Genomic DNA, 19416 nt, shown 5'->3' on the forward strand with positions numbered 1-19416 from the left:
GCCTGCAGGCAACCGACGAGGTGTCTGCCAGGCAACAGCGAGCAGGCAGTTTGCTGCGCCATAAGCGGACCCGGGCGGGTTTTTAAGGCCAAACCAGCGGTTTTGGACCCGGCACAGAAGCTGCAATACCTCTGGCAAACCATTCGCCCGAGAGCGTTGTATGTCTGTACTGCCTGTGTCTGCCGATTACCCGATCCACACGCCCCATGCCGCATTGATCCGCGATGCAGCCGAGGCGATTGCCGTCGCCCACCGCGTCGCCGCCGTCCTCCTGGAACAGGACGCCGAGCGCGACCGCGCTCGCCAGGTGCCCGCCGAGGTGGTGGACCTGTATTCCAACAGCGGCCTGTGGGGCATCAGTGTGCCGCGCGCGTTCGGCGGGGCGCAGGTGTCTTACGCGGTGCTGGCCCAGGTGATCGCGATTATTTCGGCGGCCGACCCGTCATTGGGGCAGATCCCGCAGAACCACTACTGCCTGCTGGAAGATATCCGCCTGCAAGGTACGCCCGAGCAACAGGCACACTTCTTTGGCCTAGCGTTGCAAGGTCACCGGTTTGCCAATGCGCTGTCGGAAACCGGCGGCAAGCACGTGCAGGACATCCAGGCCACTATTCGCCGCGAAGGCGACGGCTATGTGATCAACGGGCGCAAGGGCTATTGCACCGGTTCGCTGTACGCCCATTGGCTGGCGGTGCTGGCGCTGGATGAACAGCAAAATGCCCAGTTGGCCTTTGTGCCGCGTGGCACCGAAGGGCTGGTGGTGGTTGACGATTGGGACAGCATGGGCCAACGCACCACTTCCAGCGGGACGGTGCTGGCACAGGATCTGCGGGTGCCGGCGTTCAATCTGTTTCCTACGCACAAATCCTACGATTCCCCAACGTTGGCCGGGCCTTTCGCACAATTGACCACTGCCGCCATCGACGCTGGCATTGCCCGCGCCGCGCTGCGTGACACGGTGCAGTTCGTGCAGCAATTCGCCCGGCCATGGATCGACGCCGCGGTGGAAAAAGCCAGTGAGGATCCACTCACCATCATTCAGGTCGGTGCCCTGGATATTCGCCTGGAAGCCGCCGAAGCCTTGCTCGACCGCGCCGGCTTTGCCCTGGACGCCGCGCGCCCGGCCCCAGATGAAGACAACGTCGCCCACGCGTCTCTGGCCGTCGCCCGCGCCAAAGTGCTGACCACTGAAATCGCGATTGAAGCCAGCAACAAACTGTTCGAACTGGGTGGCACTCGTTCCACCTTGAAGAAGCACAACTTCGACCGCCACTGGCGCAACGCGCGGGTCCACACCTTGCACGACCCGGTGCGCTGGAAGTACCACGTGGTGGGCAATTGGTTGCTCAACGGTGCCAAGCCGCCGCGCCATGACTGGTCGTGATCCATGGCCGAACTGTTCAAGAACATCTACTGGGCCGACATCGGCCAGGCCTGCCTGGAAACCCTGAGCATGCTTGCCGCTGCGCTGGGTTTTACCGTGCTGCTGGGGCTGCCTCTGGGCGTGCTGCTGTTTCTCACCGGCAAGCGCCAGTTGCACGAGGCGCTGGTGGTGTATCGGTTGTTGTCGGTGGTGGTCAATGTGCTGCGTTCGCTGCCGTTCATCATCCTGCTGATCGTGTTGATCCCGCTGACTACCTTGCTGGTGGGCACCTCCCTCGGCGTGCCGGGCACCATCCCGCCGCTGGTGGTGGGCTGTACGCCGTTCTTTGCGCGGCTGGTGGAAACCGCGCTGCGCGAGGTGGATCGCGGCGTGGTCGAGGCCACCCAGTCCATGGGCGCCAGCACCTGGCAGGTAATCCGCCACACCCTGCTGCCGGAGGCCCGAGGCGGGCTGCTGGCGGCAGTGACCGTGACCGCGATTGTGCTGGTGGACTACACCGCCATGGCCGGCGTGATCGGTGGCGGTGGTTTGGGTGATTTGGCGATTCGCTATGGCTACCAGCGTTTTCAGACCGACGTAATGGTGGTCACCGTGGTGCTGCTGTTGGTGCTGGTGCAGGCGCTGCAGATGACCGGTGACCGTTTGGTGGCGCGTTACAGCCGCCGTTGATTCCTATAACAACTGCCTTCGGAGCATGTATGAAAAAGTCCCTGGCCATTTTGGCCGCTGTCCTGTCGTTGAATGCCGTTGCCAATGAAAAGCTGGTGGTCGGTGCGACCCCAGTGCCCCATGCGGAAATCCTCGAGTTCGTCAAACCGGTGCTGGCCAAGGAGGGCGTGGACTTACAGATCAAAGTCTTCACCGACTTCATCCAGCCCAATCAACAACTGTCGTTGAAGAACATCGACGCCAACTATTACCAATACCGCCCGTTCCTCGATGATTACAACAAAACCCGTCACACCGACCTGGTGCCGGTGGTGGGTGTGCATATCGAACCCTTTGGCGCGTATTCGACCAAGATCAAAAACATCGCGGAGCTGAAGGACGGTGCCACGGTGTCGATCCCCAACGACCCGGTCAACACTGGCCGCGCCCTGGTGCTGCTGGATGAGGCGGGCCTGATCAAGCTCAAAGACCCGAGCAACACCCTGAGCACGCCGCGCGATATTGCGGATAACCCCAAGCACTTGAAGATTCGCGAACTGGAAGGCGCCTTGCTGGCCCGTTCGGTGAGCCAGGTGGATTTGGCGTTTGTGTTTGCCAACTACGCCCTGGAAGCGGGGATCGATACCAACAGCGCGTTGATCGTGGAGAAGGGCAAGTCGCTGTACGTCGAGTACCTGGTGGCGCGGCCGGATAACATCAACGACCCGCGCATCCAGAAACTGGCCAAGGTGTTGAATTCCGATGAGGTGCGCCAGTTCATCCTGACCCGTTACAAAGGCCAGATTGCCCCCGGTTTCTAAGAATTAAACACACATTCCTGCAGGAGCCCGGCTTGCCGGCGATAGCGTCCTCATGACCGCCATCGCCGGCAAGCCGGGCGCCTACAATGATTGGGTTTGCAGGTCATGCGGTTGGGGTGGGTTCCAGCAATTGAGCCCCCGGCCCACGCTCACCCAACTGATCATCCTGATTACGCAACGGACACGCCTCCATCGACAGGCACCCGCACCCAATACAGCCATTGAGCTTGTCCCGCAGCAGCATCAGTTTATTGATGCGCTCATCCAGGTCTTCCCGCCACAGTGCGGACAAACGATCCCAATCCTGCGCCGTGGGCGTACGCCCATCCGGCAAGGCCTGCAACGCCTCGCCGATCGTTGCCAGTGGTATGCCCAAACGCTGGGCGATCTTGATCACCACCACGCGCCGCAGCACATCCCGCGGATAGCGCCGCTGGTTGCCGGCATTGCGATTGCTCGTGATCAGCCCCTTGGTTTCATAGAAATGCAGGGCTGTGACCGCCACGCCGCTGCGGGCGGCCAGTTGGCCGACGGTAAGTTCTTTGTTGAGCATGAAAAAACTCCCAGACAACGCTTGACCTTGACTTAACTAGAGGTTTTACCCTGCGTGGCATCGAATCGCAAGATTCTGCCTACAGAGGAAGGGGAGTGTTCATGCAGGTATCAGAGAAAAATCGCAGCTTCACTCAATTGATTGAATTTCAGATCGAGCCCCAGCAGCAAGTCGCCCTGGTGGCGGCCTTGACCACCCAAAGCGAACGCCTGGCCCAGGGCCACGGCGGCTTTATCAATGCAAGTGTGCAGGTCAGTGATGACGGACGGCGGGTGCTCAACTACCTGCAATGGCGCTCGCGTGAAGACGGCGAGGCGGCTTTCCAGTGCTTTGAGCATGGCGAGGAAGATTTCTGGACGCTGATCCGCGCCCATCAGGCCACGGCGGTGACCTTCGGTTCGTTCCAGGTGCTGCGCAGTTTCGAGCGCAGCCATGACAACGCGCTGCACTGCCGCCTAAATGGATAAATGCAGCATGCGCTCGCCTTGCACGTTTTCACCGGGTCGGCGCTTGTTCACCGCCAGCTCGCCGATCTTGATCAGGCGCGTGCGTGTGACGTTGCGGCTCAAGCCCAACAGGTTGGCGGTGTGTACCTGGTTGTAATGGCTGAAGCGATAGGCGGCACGTAGCAGGGCGTCCTCGACCTTTTCGTGCAGGGCGCCGGCCTGTTCTTCGAACAGCTTCTGGAAGGCGCGCGCGAGCAAGGCTTCGGCGCTGTTGTCGGTGCTGTGCTGGCTGTCGTCCTGGCGTTCGATGCGCATGTTCGATAGGCGCAGGTCGTCCCGTTCGATCACGCCGTTACGGCAGATCAACAAGGTATGGTGAATCACGTTCTCCAGCTCGCGGATGTTGCCGGGCCAGCTGTAGCTCTTGAGTTTGTGCTCGGCCTCACGACTGATCGTGATCGGGCCGTAGCCCAGGCGCTGGCTGTAGGCTTCGATGAAGTGCCGGGTCAGCGGCAGGATATCGCCGGGGCGCTCGCGCAACGGGCTGAGTTCCAGGCTGACCACGTCGAGGCGATAATAGAGGTCTTCACGGAAATGCCCGGCGTTGATGGCCTTTTCCAGTTGCACGTTGGTCGCGGCCAATACGCGCACATCAATCGGAATGCTCTTACGCGAACCCAGGCGTACGACTTCACGCTCTTGTAGCACGCGCAGCAGCTTCACTTGGATTGCCATCGGCAAATCGCCGATCTCATCCAGGAACAGGGTGCCGCCGTCTGCCTCTTCAAACCAACCGGCCTTGGCACTGAGGGCGCCGGTGAAGGCGCCTTTTTCATGGCCGAACAGCTCGGCTTCCACCAGGGATTCGGAGAATGCCCCGCAGTTCACCGCCACAAACGGTCGGTTGCGCCGCGCGCTGAGGTTATGGATGTGGCGCGCCACCAGCTCTTTACCGGTGCCGGTCTCGCCGATGATCAGCACGCTGGCTTCGCTCGGCGCCACTTGCTGGATATGGTCGAGCAATGCCTGGGATTTCGGGTCTTCGAAGACCTGGGCCGTGGCGCGGATCGACGTCGCGAGTGCGGGCGAGGGCGGTAGGGTCAACAGCTGCATGGGCACCTCTCTTAGGAATAGAACGTAGGAATTGGCAGGGATTGGTTCAACGCCCAATCCCCCAGTTCGTGAAGTTTGTAGTCCACCGGATCGTGCAGGGTCTGCGTACGCAGGTTGCGCCAGTGGCGGTCCAGCCGTAGCGAGGCGTGGGTGGAGCGCGCGCCAGTGACTTCGAACAACCGACTGCACAAGTCCAGACCCTGACGGGTGGCGGCGACTTTGGCGGTGGCGATGGCAATGGCTAGCTGGCCGCGCTCGGTTTCGCTGAGGTTCGGGCCCTTGGCCCAGGCTTGGTCGAGCAACTCTGCGGCGTGCTCCACCAGCAGGCGGATACCTTCCAGGGCGACCCAGAACTCACCGTAGTGATGCAGCACGTAAGGGTCTTGGCGCACGTCTTCAGCCGAAGACTTATGCCAGGCGCGGGTTTCGGTCAGGGTGTAGTTGCGCGCTTCTTCGAAGGCACCTTCGGCAATGCCGAGAAACATATGCGTGAAGGTCAACTGGGCGATCAGCGGGCGCAGGCAGGCAAAGGGCGTACTCAGTGGGCCGGGATCGAGCAGCAATTCGGATTCTTCAACACGCACCCGTTCGAAGCTGGCGCTGCCGCTGTCGGTCTGGCGCTGGCCGATATTGTTCCAGTCGTTGTGCAAGGTGATGCCGCTGCGCCCGCTCGGGATTGCGGCGATCAGCAGCTTGCCGCCGGCGGTTTCGTCCACTGCCGAGGCGATCAGCATTTCCGAGTCGCTGGCGCCGGAGCAGAAGCTCTTTTTGCCGGAGAACTCGCGCCAGCCGCCGAAATCCTTGACCACCGTGCGGGTGTCCAGCGGGTTGAGGGCGTTGCCCCAGAACCAGTTTTTGCGCGCGGTCTGTTCGAACCAGGGTTGCCACTGGTCCGGGCGCGCAAACAGGCGCACGGTGGCAAGCATCAGGTGGTGGAAGCCGAAGACATGGGCGATGGAGCTATCGACCTTGGCGAATTCGCGCACGATGCCCAGGGTTTCGCTCCAGCGTGCGCCGAGGCCGCCGTATTGGATGGGGATGCTCAGGGCCAGCAGGCCGCTGTGGCGCAGGGCGTCACGTTGGGCTTTGGGCGTGCCGCCGCGCTCGTCGCGCTCGACGGCGGTGAGGGCGAATTCGGCGGCCAGCAGTTTGGCGGTCTGCAAGGGGGAGGGCAGGACGCTGTGGGGTTTGGCTGTCACGGGGTTTCCTCTATTTTCCTTGTAGGAGCTGGCTTGCTGTGGTGAGCAGGCTTGCCCTGCGCTGGGCTGCGAAGCAGCCCCCTTGCATCGGCGGCGAACCCGTCGGGGGACAAGCCCTACTCACCACAACAAGCCGGCTCCTACAGAAGAGCAGCGGTTCAGGCCTTTGTCGTTGGCAGTACATCGTTGGCAATCATTTCGCCAAACGGGCCAGTGAGGTTGGTGACGCCACGTCCGGCCAGGCTGGCGTAGGGTTCCGGCAGCAGCGGGAACACCAGTTCGGCGAAGCGATACGCCTCTTCCAGGTGCGGATAGCCGGAGAAGATGAAACTCTCGATCCCCAAGTCCGCGTATTCCTTGATGCGCTCGGCGACTTGGTGCGGATTGCCCACCAACGCCGTGCCGGCACCGCCGCGCACCAGGCCGACGCCGGCCCACAGGTTGGGGGCGATTTCCAGGTTGTCGCGGCGCCCGTCGTGCAGGGCGGCCATGCGCCGCTGACCTTCGGAGTCAAAACGCGAGAAGGATTTTTGCGCGGCGGCAATGGTTTCGTCGCTGATGTGCTCGATGAGTTTGTCGGCGGCTTTCCAGGCGTCTTCTTCGGTTTCGCGCACGATCACATGCAGGCGAATGCCGAATTTCACCGTGCGCCCGTGGCGTGCGGCGCGTTCACGCACGTCCGCGAGTTTTTCTGCGACGGCGGCAGGCGGTTCGCCCCAGGTCAGGTAGACGTCGACCTGCTCGGCGGCAAGGTCGTGGGCGGCGTCGGAGGATCCGCCAAAATACAGCGGTGGATAAGGCTTCTGCACCGGTGGGTAAAGCGCCTTGGCGTTCTGCACGCGCAGGTGTTTGCCTTCGAAATCTACCGATTCGCCTTGCAACACACGACGCCAGATCTGTAGGAATTCATCGGAGACTTCGTAACGTTCACTGTGGTCGAGGAAACTGCCGTCGCCACGGTTTTCATCCGGGTCGCCGCCGGTCACCACGTTGATCAGCAAGCGACCGTTGGACAGGCGATCCAAGGTTGCCGCCATGCGGGCAGAAACAGTCGGCGAGATGATGCCCGGACGAATCGCTACCAGGTAACGCAGGCGTTCGGTCAGCGGCACCAGCGCCGAGGCGATGACCCAGGAGTCTTCGCACGAACGCCCGGTGGGAATCAGCACGCCGTGGTAGCCGAGATTGTCAGCGGCCTGAGCTACTTGTTTCAGGTAATTAAGGGTGACCGGCCGCGCACCTTGGGTGGTGCCCAGGTAATGCCCGTCGCCATGTGTGGGTAGAAACCAGAAAACATCCATGACCAATCCTTAAGCGATTTTCAACAGAGAGAGGGAGTGCGCTGCAAACAAAGGCGCTGCACGTTCTGCCGCCAGTTGAATACGGGCTTTTAAGAGTTCACTGGTTATTTGGTAGTCGGTGAAGTCGGCTTCGGTGGCATACACACCGATCGGCAAGGTCAATGCCTGGAAAAAGCTGAACAGCGGGCGCAGTTGATGATCGAGCACCAGCGCGTGGCGTTCGCTGCCGCCGGTGGCGGCAAGCAGTACCGGCGTGTTGATCAGGGCATTGAGGCCGATCAAGTCGAACAGATGCTTGAGCAGGCCGGGGTAGGAGCCGCGATACACCGGCGCAGCGACGATCAGCAGGTCGGCCTGTTCGATGGCCAACAGTTGGGATTCGACGTCTGCCGGCAGTTCGTCGCGGGACAGCGCACCTCCCAGAGGTCGGGCAATGTCGCCCAGTTCGATCAGGGTGGTCTGGATCGGCAGCAACGTGGCCAGTTCGGCGAGCACCGCTTGGGTCAGCACCAGGGTGCGTGACGGGCGCCAGGTTCCACCGGAGAGGGCAACGACATTCAGGGGACGGGTCATGAACAGTTCCTTTTTCAACAGAGGTGCAGAACGGTAGGTGCAACCTGTTGAGCAAGAGCTATACCAACGGGCGCGAGCCTTGATTGGCGTGGGTTGCAGGCTTGCTGCCGAAAAGTGTCGCTGTTGTCTGGCTGGTGATTTGTTGATTGGCTGTTGCGCTGGCAACAGTTGCGTGGGCAACAGTTCCGATGCGGCGTAGCACCCGTTATAGAGGGTTGGATTTATTCCGTAAATGAACGTATTTCCATATTTATAGATCATAAAGAAATATGGAGGTCTTGCTATTGGAGGTGTCTTGGCGGTTGATAGCGACTATCAAGGCAGGTGATTTTTCACCGTGCGGGGCCGGGAGTAGCCTGTGTTCATTGACTCGAAACCTCCTTTGCAGGGCCGCCGCCATGAACCGATTCCTCGCTGTTTCCTTATTGATTGTCAGCTCAGTCCTCGCCGGATGTGCGACCCATCCTTCGCCAGAATTGCGCCCCTACACGGCGGAAGAAACCAAGCAGTTGGCCCTGGAAGCATTGAGTCGTCGTGGTTTGTCGTTTGATGAATACCAACAACAGCGCGCCGCGCTGACCGGACAGCCACAGAAGCCTTTCGGCTTTGATCGCCAGGGCGAAATGAATGCCGAACGGAGCGTGACCCTGCATGGTCGTCCCAGTTGATCCCGCGCCTGACGGCACAAAGCCCGAGGATTCCCCTAAGGAACCTCGGGCTTTTTGTTTGCCATGGTGCGACTTCAGCCTGTTAAGCTGAATTTCAGGAGCGTTCCTACGCACATTTACATAAAGTGGTCCTTCTTTAATGGCATTCGATCGGTTAAATCTGACGACCTCTGTTCCGGTCCGTGCCCCTGAGACGCTGCTCTCGGGAACCTGCTCTGCGAGTTTTTAACGTCATGAATAAACGTCCGCTGTATTTCGACTACGCCGCCACCACCCCGGTGGATGAGCGGGTCATCCAGGTAATGGTCGAGTGTCTGGGCTTCAATGCCAATTTCGGTAACCCCGCGTCCAGTTCCCATGCGTTCGGCCAGGCGGCCCGGCATACGGTCGAGCAGGCGCGTCGCCAGGTGGCCGAATTGGTCGGTGCCAACCCCGAGCAAATCGTCTGGACCTCCGGCGCCACCGAATCCAACAACCTTGCAATCAAGGGCGTGGCCCAGGCACGGGGCGTGGCGGGTGGGCATATCATCACCAGCCAGATCGAACACAAGGCCACGTTGGATACCGCCCGGCAACTGCAGGAAGCCGGCGTGGCCGTCACGTACCTGGTGCCGGATGCCGATGGGCTGATCAGTGCCGATGCCGTCAGCGAAGCCTTGCGTGAAGACACGTTCCTGGTTTCGCTGATGCTGGTGAACAACGAACTGGGCACCCTCAACGACATCCCCGCCATCGGCGCGCGAGTGCGTGAACACGGCGCGTTGTTGCATGTGGATGCGGCGCAGGGCGCGGGCAAGGTGGCAATCGATCTGGCGCAATGGCCAGTGGACCTTATGTCGTTTTCGGCCCACAAGTTGTATGGCCCCAAAGGGATCGGCGCGTTGTACGTCGGCCCACGGGCGCAGCAGAAGGTGTTGGCGCAGATTCACGGCGGCGGTCACGAAGGCGGTTTGCGCTCCGGCACTCTGGCGACCCATCAGATTGCCGGCATGGGCACCGCGTTTGCCCTGGCGGCGGCGTCTTTTACTGAAGAAAAGGCGGTAATCGTCGCCTTGCGTCAGCGCTTGCTGGATCAGTTGGAAGCGGTGGCCGGCGTGCGCCTCAATGGCAGCGCGACGCAGCGTATTCCACATACCCTGAGCCTCACGTTTGGCGAAGGTGAATTCAATGCCGCTGCGTTGAGTGCGGGGATCGCGTTTTCCGCGACCTCGGCCTGTAATTCGGCGAGCAATGCGCCGTCCCACGTGCTCCTGGCGTTGGGCCATGATGCACGCAGCGCCGGCCGCACCATTCGCTTGAGCCTCGGCCGGTTTACCACCGAGCAGGATATCGACCAGGCGGTGCAATTGATCAAGGCATCCCTGGCCAGCGCACCGGCGTTCTGGGCGGTCTGATTCATTTATCGCAACACATAATAATTATTCGTGGTTAGCAGGAGACACAATGAGTACGCAGCCTTTGACCCATGGAACGGTTCCCCAGCGCTTGGCGCACACCCGTGAACTGATGAGCCGCGAGGGCATTCACGCCCTGCTGGTGCCGTCGGCCGACCCGCACTTGTCCGAGTACCTGCCGGGTTATTGGCAGGGGCGGCAATGGTTGTCGGGGTTTCATGGTTCGGTCGGGACGCTGATTGTCACTGCGGATTTCGCCGGCGTGTGGGCCGATAGCCGTTACTGGGAACAAGCGACCAAGGAACTCAAGGGCAGCGGCATCGAATTGGTGAAACTGCAGCCGGGCCAACCAGGACCGCTGGAGTGGCTGGCCGAGCAGACGCCGGAAGGTGGCGTAGTCGCGGTGGACGGTGCGGTGATGGCCGTGGCCTCGGCGCGTACCTTGGGCGGCAAGTTGGCAGAGCGCGGTGCACAACTGCGTACTGATATCGACCTTTTGGATGAAGTCTGGAAAGACCGTCCGACACTGCCGAACCAGCCGATCTATCAACACCTGCCGCCTCAGGCCACCGTCAGCCGTGGTGAGAAACTCGCCTCGCTGCGTGCGGCCTTGAAAGAGAAGGGCGCCGACTGGCACTTCATCGCGACCCTGGACGACATCGCCTGGCTGTTCAATCTGCGTGGAGGGGATGTTTCGTTCAACCCAGTGTTTGTGTCCTTTGCGTTGATCAATCAACAGCAGGCCACGTTGTTCGTGGCGCTGAGCAAAGTCGATGCCGAGCTGCGGGCGGTGCTGGAACAGGATGGCGTGACGCTGCGCGACTACAGCGAAGTGGCGGATGCCTTGCGTACGGTGCCGGCGGGCGCCAGTTTGCAGGTCGATCCGGCTCGCGTTACCGCTGGCTTGCTGGAAAATCTCGATGCCGGCGTCAAGCTGATCGAAGGCCTCAACCCGACGACACTTGCCAAGTCGCGCAAGAGCCTGGCCGACGCGGAGCACATCCGCCAAGCCATGGAGCAGGATGGCGCGGCGCTGTGCGAATTCTTCGCCTGGCTGGACAGTGCGCTGGGTCGCGAACGTATCACCGAACTGACCATCGACGAACACCTGACCGCTGCGCGCACCCGTCGCCCCGGTTATGTGTCGCTGAGTTTCAACACCATCGCCGCCTATAACGCCAACGGTGCGATGCCGCATTACCACGCCACTGAAGAAGAACACGCAGTGATCGAAGGCGATGGCCTGCTGCTGATCGATTCGGGCGGCCAGTACCTCGGCGGCACCACGGATATCACGCGGATGGTGCCAATCGGTACGCCGAGTGAGGAACAGAAGCGCGACTGCACTCGTGTACTCAAGGGCGTGATTGCTTTGTCCCGTGCGCATTTCCCGAAAGGCATCCTGTCACCGCTGCTGGACGCGATTGCTCGCGCGCCGATCTGGGCGGAAGGCGTGGACTACGGCCACGGTACCGGGCACGGCGTAGGCTATTTCCTCAATGTGCATGAAGGTCCGCAAGTGATTGCCTATCAGGCGGCCACTGCGCCGCAAACGGCGATGCAGCCGGGGATGATCACCTCCATCGAACCGGGCACTTACCGTCCGGGACGCTGGGGCGTGCGTATCGAGAACCTGGTGCTGAACCGCGAAGCCGGCAAGACCGAGTTCGGCGAGTTCCTCAAGTTCGAAACCCTGACCCTGTGTCCGATCGACACGCGCTGTCTGGAACCGTCGCTGCTGACGGCAGACGAGCGTGAGTGGTTCAACGCTTACCATGCCGAGGTACGTGAGCGTTTGAGTCCATTGCTTGATGGTGCCGCGCTTGAATGGTTGCAGGTGCGCACTGCGGCTATTTGACCGCCTGCAGTTCGGGGGCCTGGGCCAAAGCGTCGGCCATATAGTCGACGAATGCCTTGACCCGGGCCGACTGGCGGCGATTGGGTGCTGACACCGCATGGATCGGCAGTGGTTGCGGGGTGTAGTCCTGCAATAACGCAATCACGCGGCCGGCTTTCAAATCGTCATGGAACAACCACAGGGGCGACAGCGCAATGCCAAGCCCCGTCAACACCATCTCCCGCACCGCTTCGGAGTTGTTGCTCTGGGCGTTGCCGGTGATGCGCACGCTGTGTCGCGCGCCATTCTTTTCATAAACCCACTGGTTCTGGCTGCTGAGCAGGTTGAACAGCAGGCAGTTGTGCTGGCTGAGATCCTGCGGGGTTTTCGGCGTGGGATGTTTGGCCAGGTAGGCCGGGCTGGCCAGGGTGACGCGGTGGGTGGTGCCGATTTGCCTGGCGATCAAGCCGCTGTCGCGCAGTTCACCGATTCGCAGGGTTACGTCCAAGCCTTCGCTGACCATGTCTTGCAGGTGATCGTTGAGTTGCAGGTCTACTTGTACGTCAGGGTATTTCTGCAGGAAATCGCTCAAGCGTGCAGCAATCTGCAGGCGGCCGAAACTTACCGACGAACCCACGCGTAATGGGCCGGCGATCGCCTCTTTGCCGGTCTGGAAACTGTGTTCGGCGGCGTCCACGGCGGCGAGGATTTCACGACAATGGCTGTAGTACCGCTGACCTTCGTCGGTCAGGGACAGTTGACGTGTACTGCGGGCAATCAGCTTGCCACCCAGTTCGGTTTCCAAGGCGCGCAGGACTTTGCTGATGGTGGGTTGGGTAGTTTGCATTTCCCGGGCGACGGCGGAAAAGCTGCCGCGTTCGATCACTCGAACGAAAATCGCCATTGCGTTGAGTTTATCCATTGGGGGTTCCAACTCATGCCTATTAAGCATAGGAACTATAGTCTTTTGGTGTCTTATCAGCATGAATTGGCTGGCGGATCATTGATTTCATTCTTCGATGACGCGAGATCGCCAACATGACTGATATGCACGCTTTGATTGTGGATGCCGTGGACGCGCCATTCCGGCTGACGACAATTCCCAAACCGGTAGCAGGCGTTGGCCAAGTCCTGGTCCGAATCAGCGCCAGTGGCCTTAACCCTTTGGACGGGAAAATCCGCGCAGGCCAGGCTGCCCACGCCCGGCAGCCATTACCGGCAGTGCTCGGTATGGATGTGGCAGGTACCGTGGAAGCGGTAGGTCCTGACGTCGGTGATTGGCATGTGGGCGATGATGTCTATGGGTTGGCGACCGGCATTGGTGGCGCACAGGGCTCATTGGCCGAGTACGCGGCCGTCGATGTCCGCTTGCTGGCGAAGAAACCTGAGGTGTTGAGCATGCGTGAAGCGGCGGTATTGCCGCTGGTGCTGATCACTGCGTGGGAGGGCTTGGTGGACCGGGCGCATGTAGGCTCCGGGCACAAAGTACTGATCCAAGGCGGCGCGGGCGGTGTAGGGCATGTTGCAGTGCAGTTGGCGATTGCTCGCGGAGCGCAGGTGTATGCCACGGGATCCGCCAAGCATCGCTCAGTAATCGAGGGGCTGGGTGCGACGTTTATCGACTATCAGCAGCAGACGGTCGAAGAGTACGTCGCGCAGCACACCGCGGGCGAAGGCTTCGACATTGTGTATGACACTGTCGGCGGCGAAACGCTGGATGCATCCTTTCGAGCCGCCAAGACCTATCACGGTCATGTCGTGAGTTGCCTGGGATGGGGGCAACACAGCCTGGCCCCATTGTCGTTTCGTGGGGCGACCTACTCGGGTGTGTTCACCTTGCTGCCGTTGCTGACCGGTAAGGGGCGTGAGCATCACGGGCAGATTCTTGCCGAGGCCGCGCGCTTGATCGATGCCGGTAAGCTCAAGCCGATCCTGGATGGGCGTGCATTCAATTTGCACAGTGCGAACGCCGCCTACGATGTGCTCGCAAGCGGCGCGCAAGGGCGCTTGGCGATTGAGATTTAAGTCAGTGCTTCACGCACAAAATCCAGACGGTCCTGACCGAAGAACAGCTGGTTGCCTACAAATAGGCTGGGCGCACCGAACACACCGCGTTTCACGGCGTGTTCGGTGTTGTCCTTGAGGGCGGCCTTTACCGCTTCGTCATTGGCCAAGGCCAGGACCTCCTCCGGATCGAAACCATGCTCGGTTAGCACGGCAGCCACAACGACGGGATCTCCCAAGTGGCGACCGTCTTCCCAGAGCGCGCGGAACAGGCAATCCACAAAGGCGTCAAAGTGCTCGGGTTGACGCAGCTGGATGCCGGTCACTGCACGCATCAACACCAGGGTGTTGATGGGAAAGTGCGGATTGAACTTGAGCGGTACGTTGTAGCGGCGGGCATAGCGCGCCAGGTCATCAAACATGTAGCGACCTTTGGCGGGAACGGTGATGGGAGAGGCGTTGCCCGTGGCCTTGAACACGCCGCCCAATAACATGGGCTTATAAATCAGCTGCGTACCGGTTGAAGCGCACAGTGCGGGTAACTGGGTGTAAGCCAGGTAGGTGGCGGGGCTGCCGAGGTCAAAGAAGAATTCCAGGGTTTTACGCATGGTCGATGCTCGCTGCTTATTATTGTGGGGTCGTGCTTACCAGGGTTCATTCCAGGGACGCAGGTCCAGTTCAAATGTCCAGGCGTCGCGTGGCTGGCTGTGCAGGTACCAATAGTTCTCGGCGATGTGCTCGGGGTTGAGGATACCGTCCTGGTCCTTGAGCGCGTATTTCTGCGGGAAATTGTCACGTATGAAGTCGGTGTCGATGGCGCCATCGACCACCACATGGGCGACGTGGATGTTCCTGGGCCCCAGTTCCCGCGCCATGCTTTGCGCGAGTGCCCGGATACCGTGCTTGGCGCCAGCGAAGGCGGCAAACCCTGCCGCGCCGCGCAATCCTGCGGTGGCACCTGTGAACAGAATGGTGCCTCGATTACGCGTGACCATACGCTTGGCCACCTCGCGTGCATTCAGGAACCCGGAGAAGCAAGCCATCTCCCATATCTTGAAATACTTGCGTGCGGTTTCTTCCAAGATGCTGCACGGCACGTTGGCGCCGATGTTGAACACGAAGGCTTCAATCGGACCCAGGTCGGTTTCGATCTGGTCGATCAGCGCAATGACGTCTTCTTCTTTACGGGCATCGCAGGCAAAGCCATGGGCTTCACCGCCTGTCGCGTGGATGCTGTCTACCAGCGGCTGCAATTTATCGGCGCTGCGGCGAGTGACACACGCCACGTAGCCTTCGCGGGCAAAACGTTTGGCAATAGCGCCACCCGTTGCGTCTCCGGCGCCCACAACCAATACGATTTTCTTGTTGTGCGTCATGGGAACTCTCTTGGCTCGATAGTCGAGCAGGAGTTTAGACGCAACGGCGAGAAGGGCTGGGTTTGTAGTTGGAATTTAATGAGAGCAGTCAGGGGGTGACTGCTCAAGCGACTACTTGCAGATGACGATCATGCTGCGGCTGGTGTAGCCAGCAGGGTTGAGGCCGAAGGGGTAGTCCCCTGGTTCCTCGGAATTGTCGCCGGACTTTGCGATAACCCGGTAGCCCTTGGCGCCGCAAGAGTTGGTTGCACTGGTGTAGCACTGGTCCCAGGAAGAAGACAGGCCGGAACAGTTGATATGCAGCCCTTTTTTGCCACGTTTCACTTCTGTCTTGGTGGTCGCGGCACAACCGGTAATCGCCATGACCATTAACAGTATCAAAATTCGCTTCATTCCTATCCTTAATAGCCGGCCCGCAATACTACAGGCTGGCTTTACTCGCTCTCGGGTGTAGCGTTCGCGCTGTCCTTGTCGAAATTCCTTGTCGAAATTCTCCATGAATGACATTCGTTTACGGCTTAAACATGGCCTAAATGAATGGTAAATACCAGAGCTAGATTCAAACAGGCTTCAATCCGCTGGTACCAGTGGCTTTGACTCGCTGCGCATCGTCACAGTAGCGCCTACGGAGGCCAGGATGATGCACGTGATCGCCAGCCACTGTGCGAGTGACAGGTGTTCGTGCAGGAACAACAGGCCGGAGAGGGCGCCAAACGCCGGTTCGATGCTCATGAGTGTGCCGAAAGTTCGGGCGGGGAGGCGCGTCAGTGCAACCATCTCTAGTGTGTAGGGGAGGGCGGTGGACAGAATGGCGACACCGATGGCGACCGGGATCAGGGCAGGCGTCAGCAATGCGCTGCCCGCATGGACGATACCGATAGGCGCAACAAACAAGGCCGCGATCATTACGCCAAGGGCGGCGGTCTGTACGCCGTTGTCATTACCGGCTTTCTGACCATACAGAATGTAGAGCGCCCAGCAGACCCCTGCACCCAGGGCGTAACCCGCACCCAGTAAATCGATACCGCTGCTCGCTTCGCCCATCGGGATAAGTAAGAGCAAGCCGACGATCGCCAGGGCAATCCAGAGGAAGTCGACGGCGCGCCGAGAGGCATAGATCGCGACGGCAAGCGGCCCGGTGAATTCCAGGGCGACCGCAATCCCAAGAGGTACGCTGCGCAAGGACATATAGAAGAGGAAGTTCATGCCGCCCAATGCCATTCCGTAGACGATCACCGTCCGCAGGGACTTTGCCGTCAACTTGGCGCGCCATGGGCGTAATAGAAGCAGCATGATTACGCTGGCGAAAATCAGGCGCAGCGCCGTGGTGCCTTGTGCGCCGACGATAGGGAACATGCTCTTGGCCAGCGAGGCGCCGGACTGGATGGAGGCCATGGCGATCAGCAGCAGGCCGACGGGGAACAATGTCGAGGCCAGGCTGCGGGGGGAGGTGGTCATTTGGGAGTGTTCGTCCGAAGTCATATTAAGAGAAACGTCGGCACTATGATGCTTAACTGTTTGAGGTTGGGCAATATATTGCTCAATTATCCTTATCGAGAGGCTAAAAAAGGCGGATTTAGCGGTTTTCAGCCCTTCTGATAGAAAAAACAAATTAAGAGTTGACGGCAGATTTCAGACGTCTATAATTCGCCCCACTTCCGGCGCAGTCGAAACGGAAAACTCCTTGGTAAACAATGAGTTATGTGGTTTTCGGCAGCAGGTTGCTTCAGTTCATCGAAGCCAAAAGGAAGTTGAAAAAGAGGTGTTGACAGCAGCGTGTAACGCTGTAGAATTCGCCTCCCGCTGACGAGAGATCGGAAGCGCAAGTGGTTGAAGTTGTTGAAGAAATCTTCGAAAGCTTCTGAAAATAATCACTTGACAGCAAATGAGGCTGCTGTAGAATGCGCGCCTCGGTTGAGACGAAAGATCTTAACCAACCGCTCTTTAACAACTGAATCAAGCAATTCGTGTGGGTGCTTGTGGGGTCAGACTGATAGTCAGCCAGATTATCAGCATCACAAGTTACTCCGCGAGAAATCAAAGATGTAACCAACGATTGCTGAGCCAAGTTTAGGGTTTCTTAAAAACCCAAAGATGTTTGAACTGAAGAGTTTGATCATGGCTCAGATTGAACGCTGGCGGCAGGCCTAACACATGCAAGTCGAGCGGTAGAGAGAAGCTTGCTTCTCTTGAGAGCGGCGGACGGGTGAGTAATGCCTAGGAATCTGCCTGGTAGTGGGGGATAACGTTCGGAAACGAACGCTAATACCGCATACGTCCTACGGGAGAAAGCAGGGGACCCTCGGGCCTTGCGCTATCAGATGAGCCTAGGTCGGATTAGCTAGTTGGTGAGGTAATGGCTCACCAAGGCGACGATCCGTAACTGGTCTGAGAGGATGATCAGTCACACTGGAACTGAGACACGGTCCAGACTCCTACGGGAGGCAGCAGTGGGGAATATTGGACAATGGGCGAAAGCCTGATCCAGCCATGCCGCGTGTGTGAAGAAGGTCTTCGGATTGTAAAGCACTTTAAGTTGGGAGGAAGGGCATTAACCTAATACGTTAGTGTTTTGACGTTACCGACAGAATAAGCACCGGCTAACTCTGTGCCAGCAGCCGCGGTAATACAGAGGGTGCAAGCGTTAATCGGAATTACTGGGCGTAAAGCGCGCGTAGGTGGTTTGTTAAGTTGGATGTGAAATCCCCGGGCTCAACCTGGGAACTGCATTCAAAACTGACTGACTAGAGTATGGTAGAGGGTGGTGGAATTTCCTGTGTAGCGGTGAAATGCGTAGATATAGGAAGGAACACCAGTGGCGAAGGCGACCACCTGGACTAATACTGACACTGAGGTGCGAAAGCGTGGGGAGCAAACAGGATTAGATACCCTGGTAGTCCACGCCGTAAACGATGTCAACTAGCCGTTGGAAGCCTTGAGCTTTTAGTGGCGCAGCTAACGCATTAAGTTGACCGCCTGGGGAGTACGGCCGCAAGGTTAAAACTCAAATGAATTGACGGGGGCCCGCACAAGCGGTGGAGCATGTGGTTTAATTCGAAGCAACGCGAAGAACCTTACCAGGCCTTGACATCCAATGAACTTTCTAGAGATAGATTGGTGCCTTCGGGAACATTGAGACAGGTGCTGCATGGCTGTCGTCAGCTCGTGTCGTGAGATGTTGGGTTAAGTCCCGTAACGAGCGCAACCCTTGTCCTTAGTTACCAGCACGTAATGGTGGGCACTCTAAGGAGACTGCCGGTGACAAACCGGAGGAAGGTGGGGATGACGTCAAGTCATCATGGCCCTTACGGCCTGGGCTACACACGTGCTACAATGGTCGGTACAGAGGGTTGCCAAACCGCGAGGTGGAGCTAATCCCATAAAACCGATCGTAGTCCGGATCGCAGTCTGCAACTCGACTGCGTGAAGTCGGAATCGCTAGTAATCGCGAATCAGAATGTCGCGGTGAATACGTTCCCGGGCCTTGTACACACCGCCCGTCACACCATGGGAGTGGGTTGCACCAGAAGTAGCTAGTCTAACCTTCGGGAGGACGGTTACCACGGTGTGATTCATGACTGGGGTGAAGTCGTAACAAGGTAGCCGTAGGGGAACCTGCGGCTGGATCACCTCCTTAATCGACGACATCAGCTGCTCCATAAGTTCCCACACGAATTGCTTGATTCATTGAAGAAGACGATAGAAGCAGCTTTAAGCTCCAAGCTGATAGCTCTTAGCTAATCAGTTACGCGCTCGAAATTGGGTCTGTAGCTCAGTTGGTTAGAGCGCACCCCTGATAAGGGTGAGGTCGGCAGTTCGAATCTGCCCAGACCCACCAATTTTGTATGGGGCCATAGCTCAGCTGGGAGAGCGCCTGCCTTGCACGCAGGAGGTCAACGGTTCGATCCCGTTTGGCTCCACCATTAACTGCTTCTACCTGTTAGAGTTTAGAAATGAATATTCGAGTATGAATATTGATTTCTAGTCTTTGATTAGATCGTTCTTTAAAAATTTGGGTATGTGATAGAAAGATAGACTGAACGTTACTTTCACTGGTGACGGATCAGGCTAAGGTAAAATTTGTGAGTTCTCTTAATTG

At 59.0% G+C, this 19416-nt stretch carries 18 protein-coding genes, 2 tRNA genes and 1 rRNA gene; 11 read left to right on the forward strand and 10 right to left on the reverse strand.

Annotated features, from left to right (window positions below; genetic code table 11):
- Positions 1–160: 160 nt before the first annotated feature.
- Genes RB216_RS09610 through RB216_RS09620 form a run of 3 tightly spaced genes read left to right on the forward strand, consistent with a single transcriptional unit; the run spans position 161 to position 2853 of the window.
- Positions 161–1384: an SfnB family sulfur acquisition oxidoreductase gene (locus tag RB216_RS09610; RefSeq protein ID WP_308908611.1), complete on the forward strand. Its 1224-nt coding sequence runs from the start codon at positions 161–163 to the stop codon at positions 1382–1384.
- Positions 1385–1387: 3 nt separating this feature from the next.
- The gene (locus RB216_RS09615; RefSeq protein WP_016980232.1) at positions 1388–2053 is read left to right on the forward strand and encodes a methionine ABC transporter permease; all 666 of its coding nucleotides are present in this window, start codon (positions 1388–1390) and stop codon (positions 2051–2053) included.
- A gap of 29 nt (positions 2054–2082) precedes the next feature.
- Positions 2083–2853, forward strand: coding sequence for a MetQ/NlpA family ABC transporter substrate-binding protein (locus tag RB216_RS09620; protein WP_028615805.1), 771 nt, complete (start codon positions 2083–2085; stop codon positions 2851–2853).
- A gap of 103 nt (positions 2854–2956) precedes the next feature.
- On the opposite strand, the gene soxR is transcribed toward RB216_RS09620, so the two are convergent.
- Complete coding sequence (gene soxR, locus RB216_RS09625) at positions 2957–3406, reverse strand: redox-sensitive transcriptional activator SoxR (protein WP_308908612.1); 450 nt, start codon at positions 3404–3406, stop codon at positions 2957–2959.
- A gap of 101 nt (positions 3407–3507) precedes the next feature.
- On the opposite strand from soxR, the gene RB216_RS09630 reads away from it, so the two are divergent.
- A complete protein-coding gene (locus RB216_RS09630) occupies positions 3508–3873 on the forward strand; it encodes an antibiotic biosynthesis monooxygenase (RefSeq protein ID WP_026000062.1) in 366 nt (121 codons plus the stop codon).
- Here the strand turns inward: RB216_RS09630 and RB216_RS09635 are convergent.
- The 4 genes from RB216_RS09635 to msuE form a co-directional block, all read right to left on the reverse strand.
- Entirely contained in the window at positions 3862–4965 is a 1104-nt protein-coding gene (locus RB216_RS09635; protein ID WP_028615807.1) for a sigma-54 interaction domain-containing protein, read from the reverse strand. The two genes, RB216_RS09630 and RB216_RS09635, sit on opposite strands and share 12 nt — an antisense overlap.
- An 11-nt stretch (positions 4966–4976) precedes the next feature.
- Positions 4977–6164 (reverse strand): acyl-CoA dehydrogenase family protein, encoded by a 1188-nt coding sequence (locus RB216_RS09640; protein WP_308908613.1) that lies wholly within the window; start codon positions 6162–6164, stop codon positions 4977–4979.
- 158 nt (positions 6165–6322) lie between these two features.
- Positions 6323–7465: an FMNH2-dependent alkanesulfonate monooxygenase gene (gene ssuD, locus RB216_RS09645; protein ID WP_028615809.1), complete on the reverse strand. Its 1143-nt coding sequence runs from the start codon at positions 7463–7465 to the stop codon at positions 6323–6325.
- Positions 7466–7474: 9 nt separating this feature from the next.
- Complete coding sequence (gene msuE, locus RB216_RS09650) at positions 7475–8038, reverse strand: FMN reductase (protein ID WP_028615810.1); 564 nt, start codon at positions 8036–8038, stop codon at positions 7475–7477.
- Positions 8039–8436: 398 nt separating this feature from the next.
- Between msuE and RB216_RS09655 the strand changes: the two genes are divergently transcribed.
- The 3 genes from RB216_RS09655 to RB216_RS09665 all read left to right on the forward strand — a co-directional run bounded on the left by RB216_RS09655 (position 8437) and on the right by RB216_RS09665 (position 11958).
- A complete protein-coding gene (locus RB216_RS09655; protein ID WP_028615811.1) occupies positions 8437–8706 on the forward strand; it encodes a hypothetical protein in 270 nt (89 codons plus the stop codon).
- 233 nt (positions 8707–8939) lie between these two features.
- Positions 8940–10100, forward strand: a complete 1161-nt coding sequence (locus tag RB216_RS09660) for a cysteine desulfurase family protein (RefSeq protein WP_308908614.1) — start codon at positions 8940–8942, stop codon at positions 10098–10100.
- A gap of 49 nt (positions 10101–10149) precedes the next feature.
- Positions 10150–11958 carry an aminopeptidase P family protein gene (locus RB216_RS09665; RefSeq protein WP_308908615.1) on the forward strand — a complete coding sequence of 603 codons (1809 nt, stop codon included), beginning with the start codon at positions 10150–10152 and terminating at the stop codon, positions 11956–11958.
- Here the strand turns inward: RB216_RS09665 and RB216_RS09670 are convergent.
- Positions 11951–12859: a LysR family transcriptional regulator gene (locus tag RB216_RS09670; RefSeq protein ID WP_068932458.1), complete on the reverse strand. Its 909-nt coding sequence runs from the start codon at positions 12857–12859 to the stop codon at positions 11951–11953. The genes RB216_RS09665 and RB216_RS09670 overlap by 8 nt on opposite strands.
- A gap of 116 nt (positions 12860–12975) precedes the next feature.
- Between RB216_RS09670 and RB216_RS09675 the strand changes: the two genes are divergently transcribed.
- Complete coding sequence (locus RB216_RS09675; RefSeq protein WP_122684576.1) at positions 12976–13962, forward strand: zinc-dependent alcohol dehydrogenase family protein; 987 nt, start codon at positions 12976–12978, stop codon at positions 13960–13962.
- Here RB216_RS09675 and RB216_RS09680 read toward each other — a convergent pair.
- The 4 genes from RB216_RS09680 to rhtA all read right to left on the reverse strand — a co-directional run bounded on the left by RB216_RS09680 (position 13959) and on the right by rhtA (position 16775).
- The gene (locus RB216_RS09680) at positions 13959–14549 is read right to left on the reverse strand and encodes a 2-hydroxychromene-2-carboxylate isomerase (protein ID WP_028615816.1); all 591 of its coding nucleotides are present in this window, start codon (positions 14547–14549) and stop codon (positions 13959–13961) included. The genes RB216_RS09675 and RB216_RS09680 overlap by 4 nt on opposite strands.
- A gap of 36 nt (positions 14550–14585) precedes the next feature.
- On the reverse strand, positions 14586–15317 hold the full coding sequence (locus RB216_RS09685; RefSeq protein ID WP_028615817.1) for an SDR family oxidoreductase: 732 nt from the start codon (positions 15315–15317) through the stop codon (positions 14586–14588).
- 111 nt (positions 15318–15428) lie between these two features.
- Positions 15429–15710 (reverse strand): hypothetical protein, encoded by a 282-nt coding sequence (locus RB216_RS09690; RefSeq protein WP_028615818.1) that lies wholly within the window; start codon positions 15708–15710, stop codon positions 15429–15431.
- A 177-nt stretch (positions 15711–15887) separates the two neighbouring features.
- On the reverse strand, positions 15888–16775 hold the full coding sequence (rhtA, locus tag RB216_RS09695; RefSeq protein ID WP_068932449.1) for a threonine/homoserine exporter RhtA: 888 nt from the start codon (positions 16773–16775) through the stop codon (positions 15888–15890).
- A 642-nt stretch (positions 16776–17417) separates the two neighbouring features.
- On the opposite strand from rhtA, the gene RB216_RS09700 reads away from it, so the two are divergent.
- The 3 genes from RB216_RS09700 to RB216_RS09710 all read left to right on the forward strand — a co-directional run bounded on the left by RB216_RS09700 (position 17418) and on the right by RB216_RS09710 (position 19240).
- A 16S ribosomal RNA gene (locus RB216_RS09700) occupies positions 17418–18954 on the forward strand.
- Positions 18955–19078: 124 nt separating this feature from the next.
- A tRNA-Ile gene (locus tag RB216_RS09705) sits at positions 19079–19155 on the forward strand.
- Between the two features lie 9 nt (positions 19156–19164).
- A tRNA-Ala gene (locus RB216_RS09710) sits at positions 19165–19240 on the forward strand.
- Positions 19241–19416 lie beyond the last annotated feature (176 nt).

The organism is Pseudomonas canadensis (assembly GCF_030980095.1).
In the GTDB taxonomy this organism is placed as follows: domain Bacteria; phylum Pseudomonadota; class Gammaproteobacteria; order Pseudomonadales; family Pseudomonadaceae; genus Aquipseudomonas; species Aquipseudomonas canadensis.

Coding starts and splice junctions, on each gene's coding strand:
- RB216_RS09610 (WP_308908611.1), top strand. CDS start 161: ATGTCTGTACTGCCTGTGTCTGCCGATTACCCGATCCACACGCCCCAT.
- RB216_RS09615 (WP_016980232.1), top strand. CDS start 1,388: ATGGCCGAACTGTTCAAGAACATCTACTGGGCCGACATCGGCCAGGCC.
- RB216_RS09620 (WP_028615805.1), top strand. CDS start 2,083: ATGAAAAAGTCCCTGGCCATTTTGGCCGCTGTCCTGTCGTTGAATGCC.
- soxR (WP_308908612.1), bottom strand. CDS start 3,406: ATGCTCAACAAAGAACTTACCGTCGGCCAACTGGCCGCCCGCAGCGGC.
- RB216_RS09630 (WP_026000062.1), top strand. CDS start 3,508: ATGCAGGTATCAGAGAAAAATCGCAGCTTCACTCAATTGATTGAATTT.
- RB216_RS09635 (WP_028615807.1), bottom strand. CDS start 4,965: ATGCAGCTGTTGACCCTACCGCCCTCGCCCGCACTCGCGACGTCGATC.
- ssuD (WP_028615809.1), bottom strand. CDS start 7,465: ATGGATGTTTTCTGGTTTCTACCCACACATGGCGACGGGCATTACCTG.
- msuE (WP_028615810.1), bottom strand. CDS start 8,038: ATGACCCGTCCCCTGAATGTCGTTGCCCTCTCCGGTGGAACCTGGCGC.
- RB216_RS09655 (WP_028615811.1), top strand. CDS start 8,437: ATGAACCGATTCCTCGCTGTTTCCTTATTGATTGTCAGCTCAGTCCTC.
- RB216_RS09660 (WP_308908614.1), top strand. CDS start 8,940: ATGAATAAACGTCCGCTGTATTTCGACTACGCCGCCACCACCCCGGTG.
- RB216_RS09665 (WP_308908615.1), top strand. CDS start 10,150: ATGAGTACGCAGCCTTTGACCCATGGAACGGTTCCCCAGCGCTTGGCG.
- RB216_RS09670 (WP_068932458.1), bottom strand. CDS start 12,859: ATGGATAAACTCAACGCAATGGCGATTTTCGTTCGAGTGATCGAACGC.
- RB216_RS09675 (WP_122684576.1), top strand. CDS start 12,976: ATGACTGATATGCACGCTTTGATTGTGGATGCCGTGGACGCGCCATTC.
- RB216_RS09680 (WP_028615816.1), bottom strand. CDS start 14,549: ATGCGTAAAACCCTGGAATTCTTCTTTGACCTCGGCAGCCCCGCCACC.
- RB216_RS09685 (WP_028615817.1), bottom strand. CDS start 15,317: ATGACGCACAACAAGAAAATCGTATTGGTTGTGGGCGCCGGAGACGCA.
- RB216_RS09690 (WP_028615818.1), bottom strand. CDS start 15,710: ATGAAGCGAATTTTGATACTGTTAATGGTCATGGCGATTACCGGTTGT.
- rhtA (WP_068932449.1), bottom strand. CDS start 16,775: ATGACCACCTCCCCCCGCAGCCTGGCCTCGACATTGTTCCCCGTCGGC.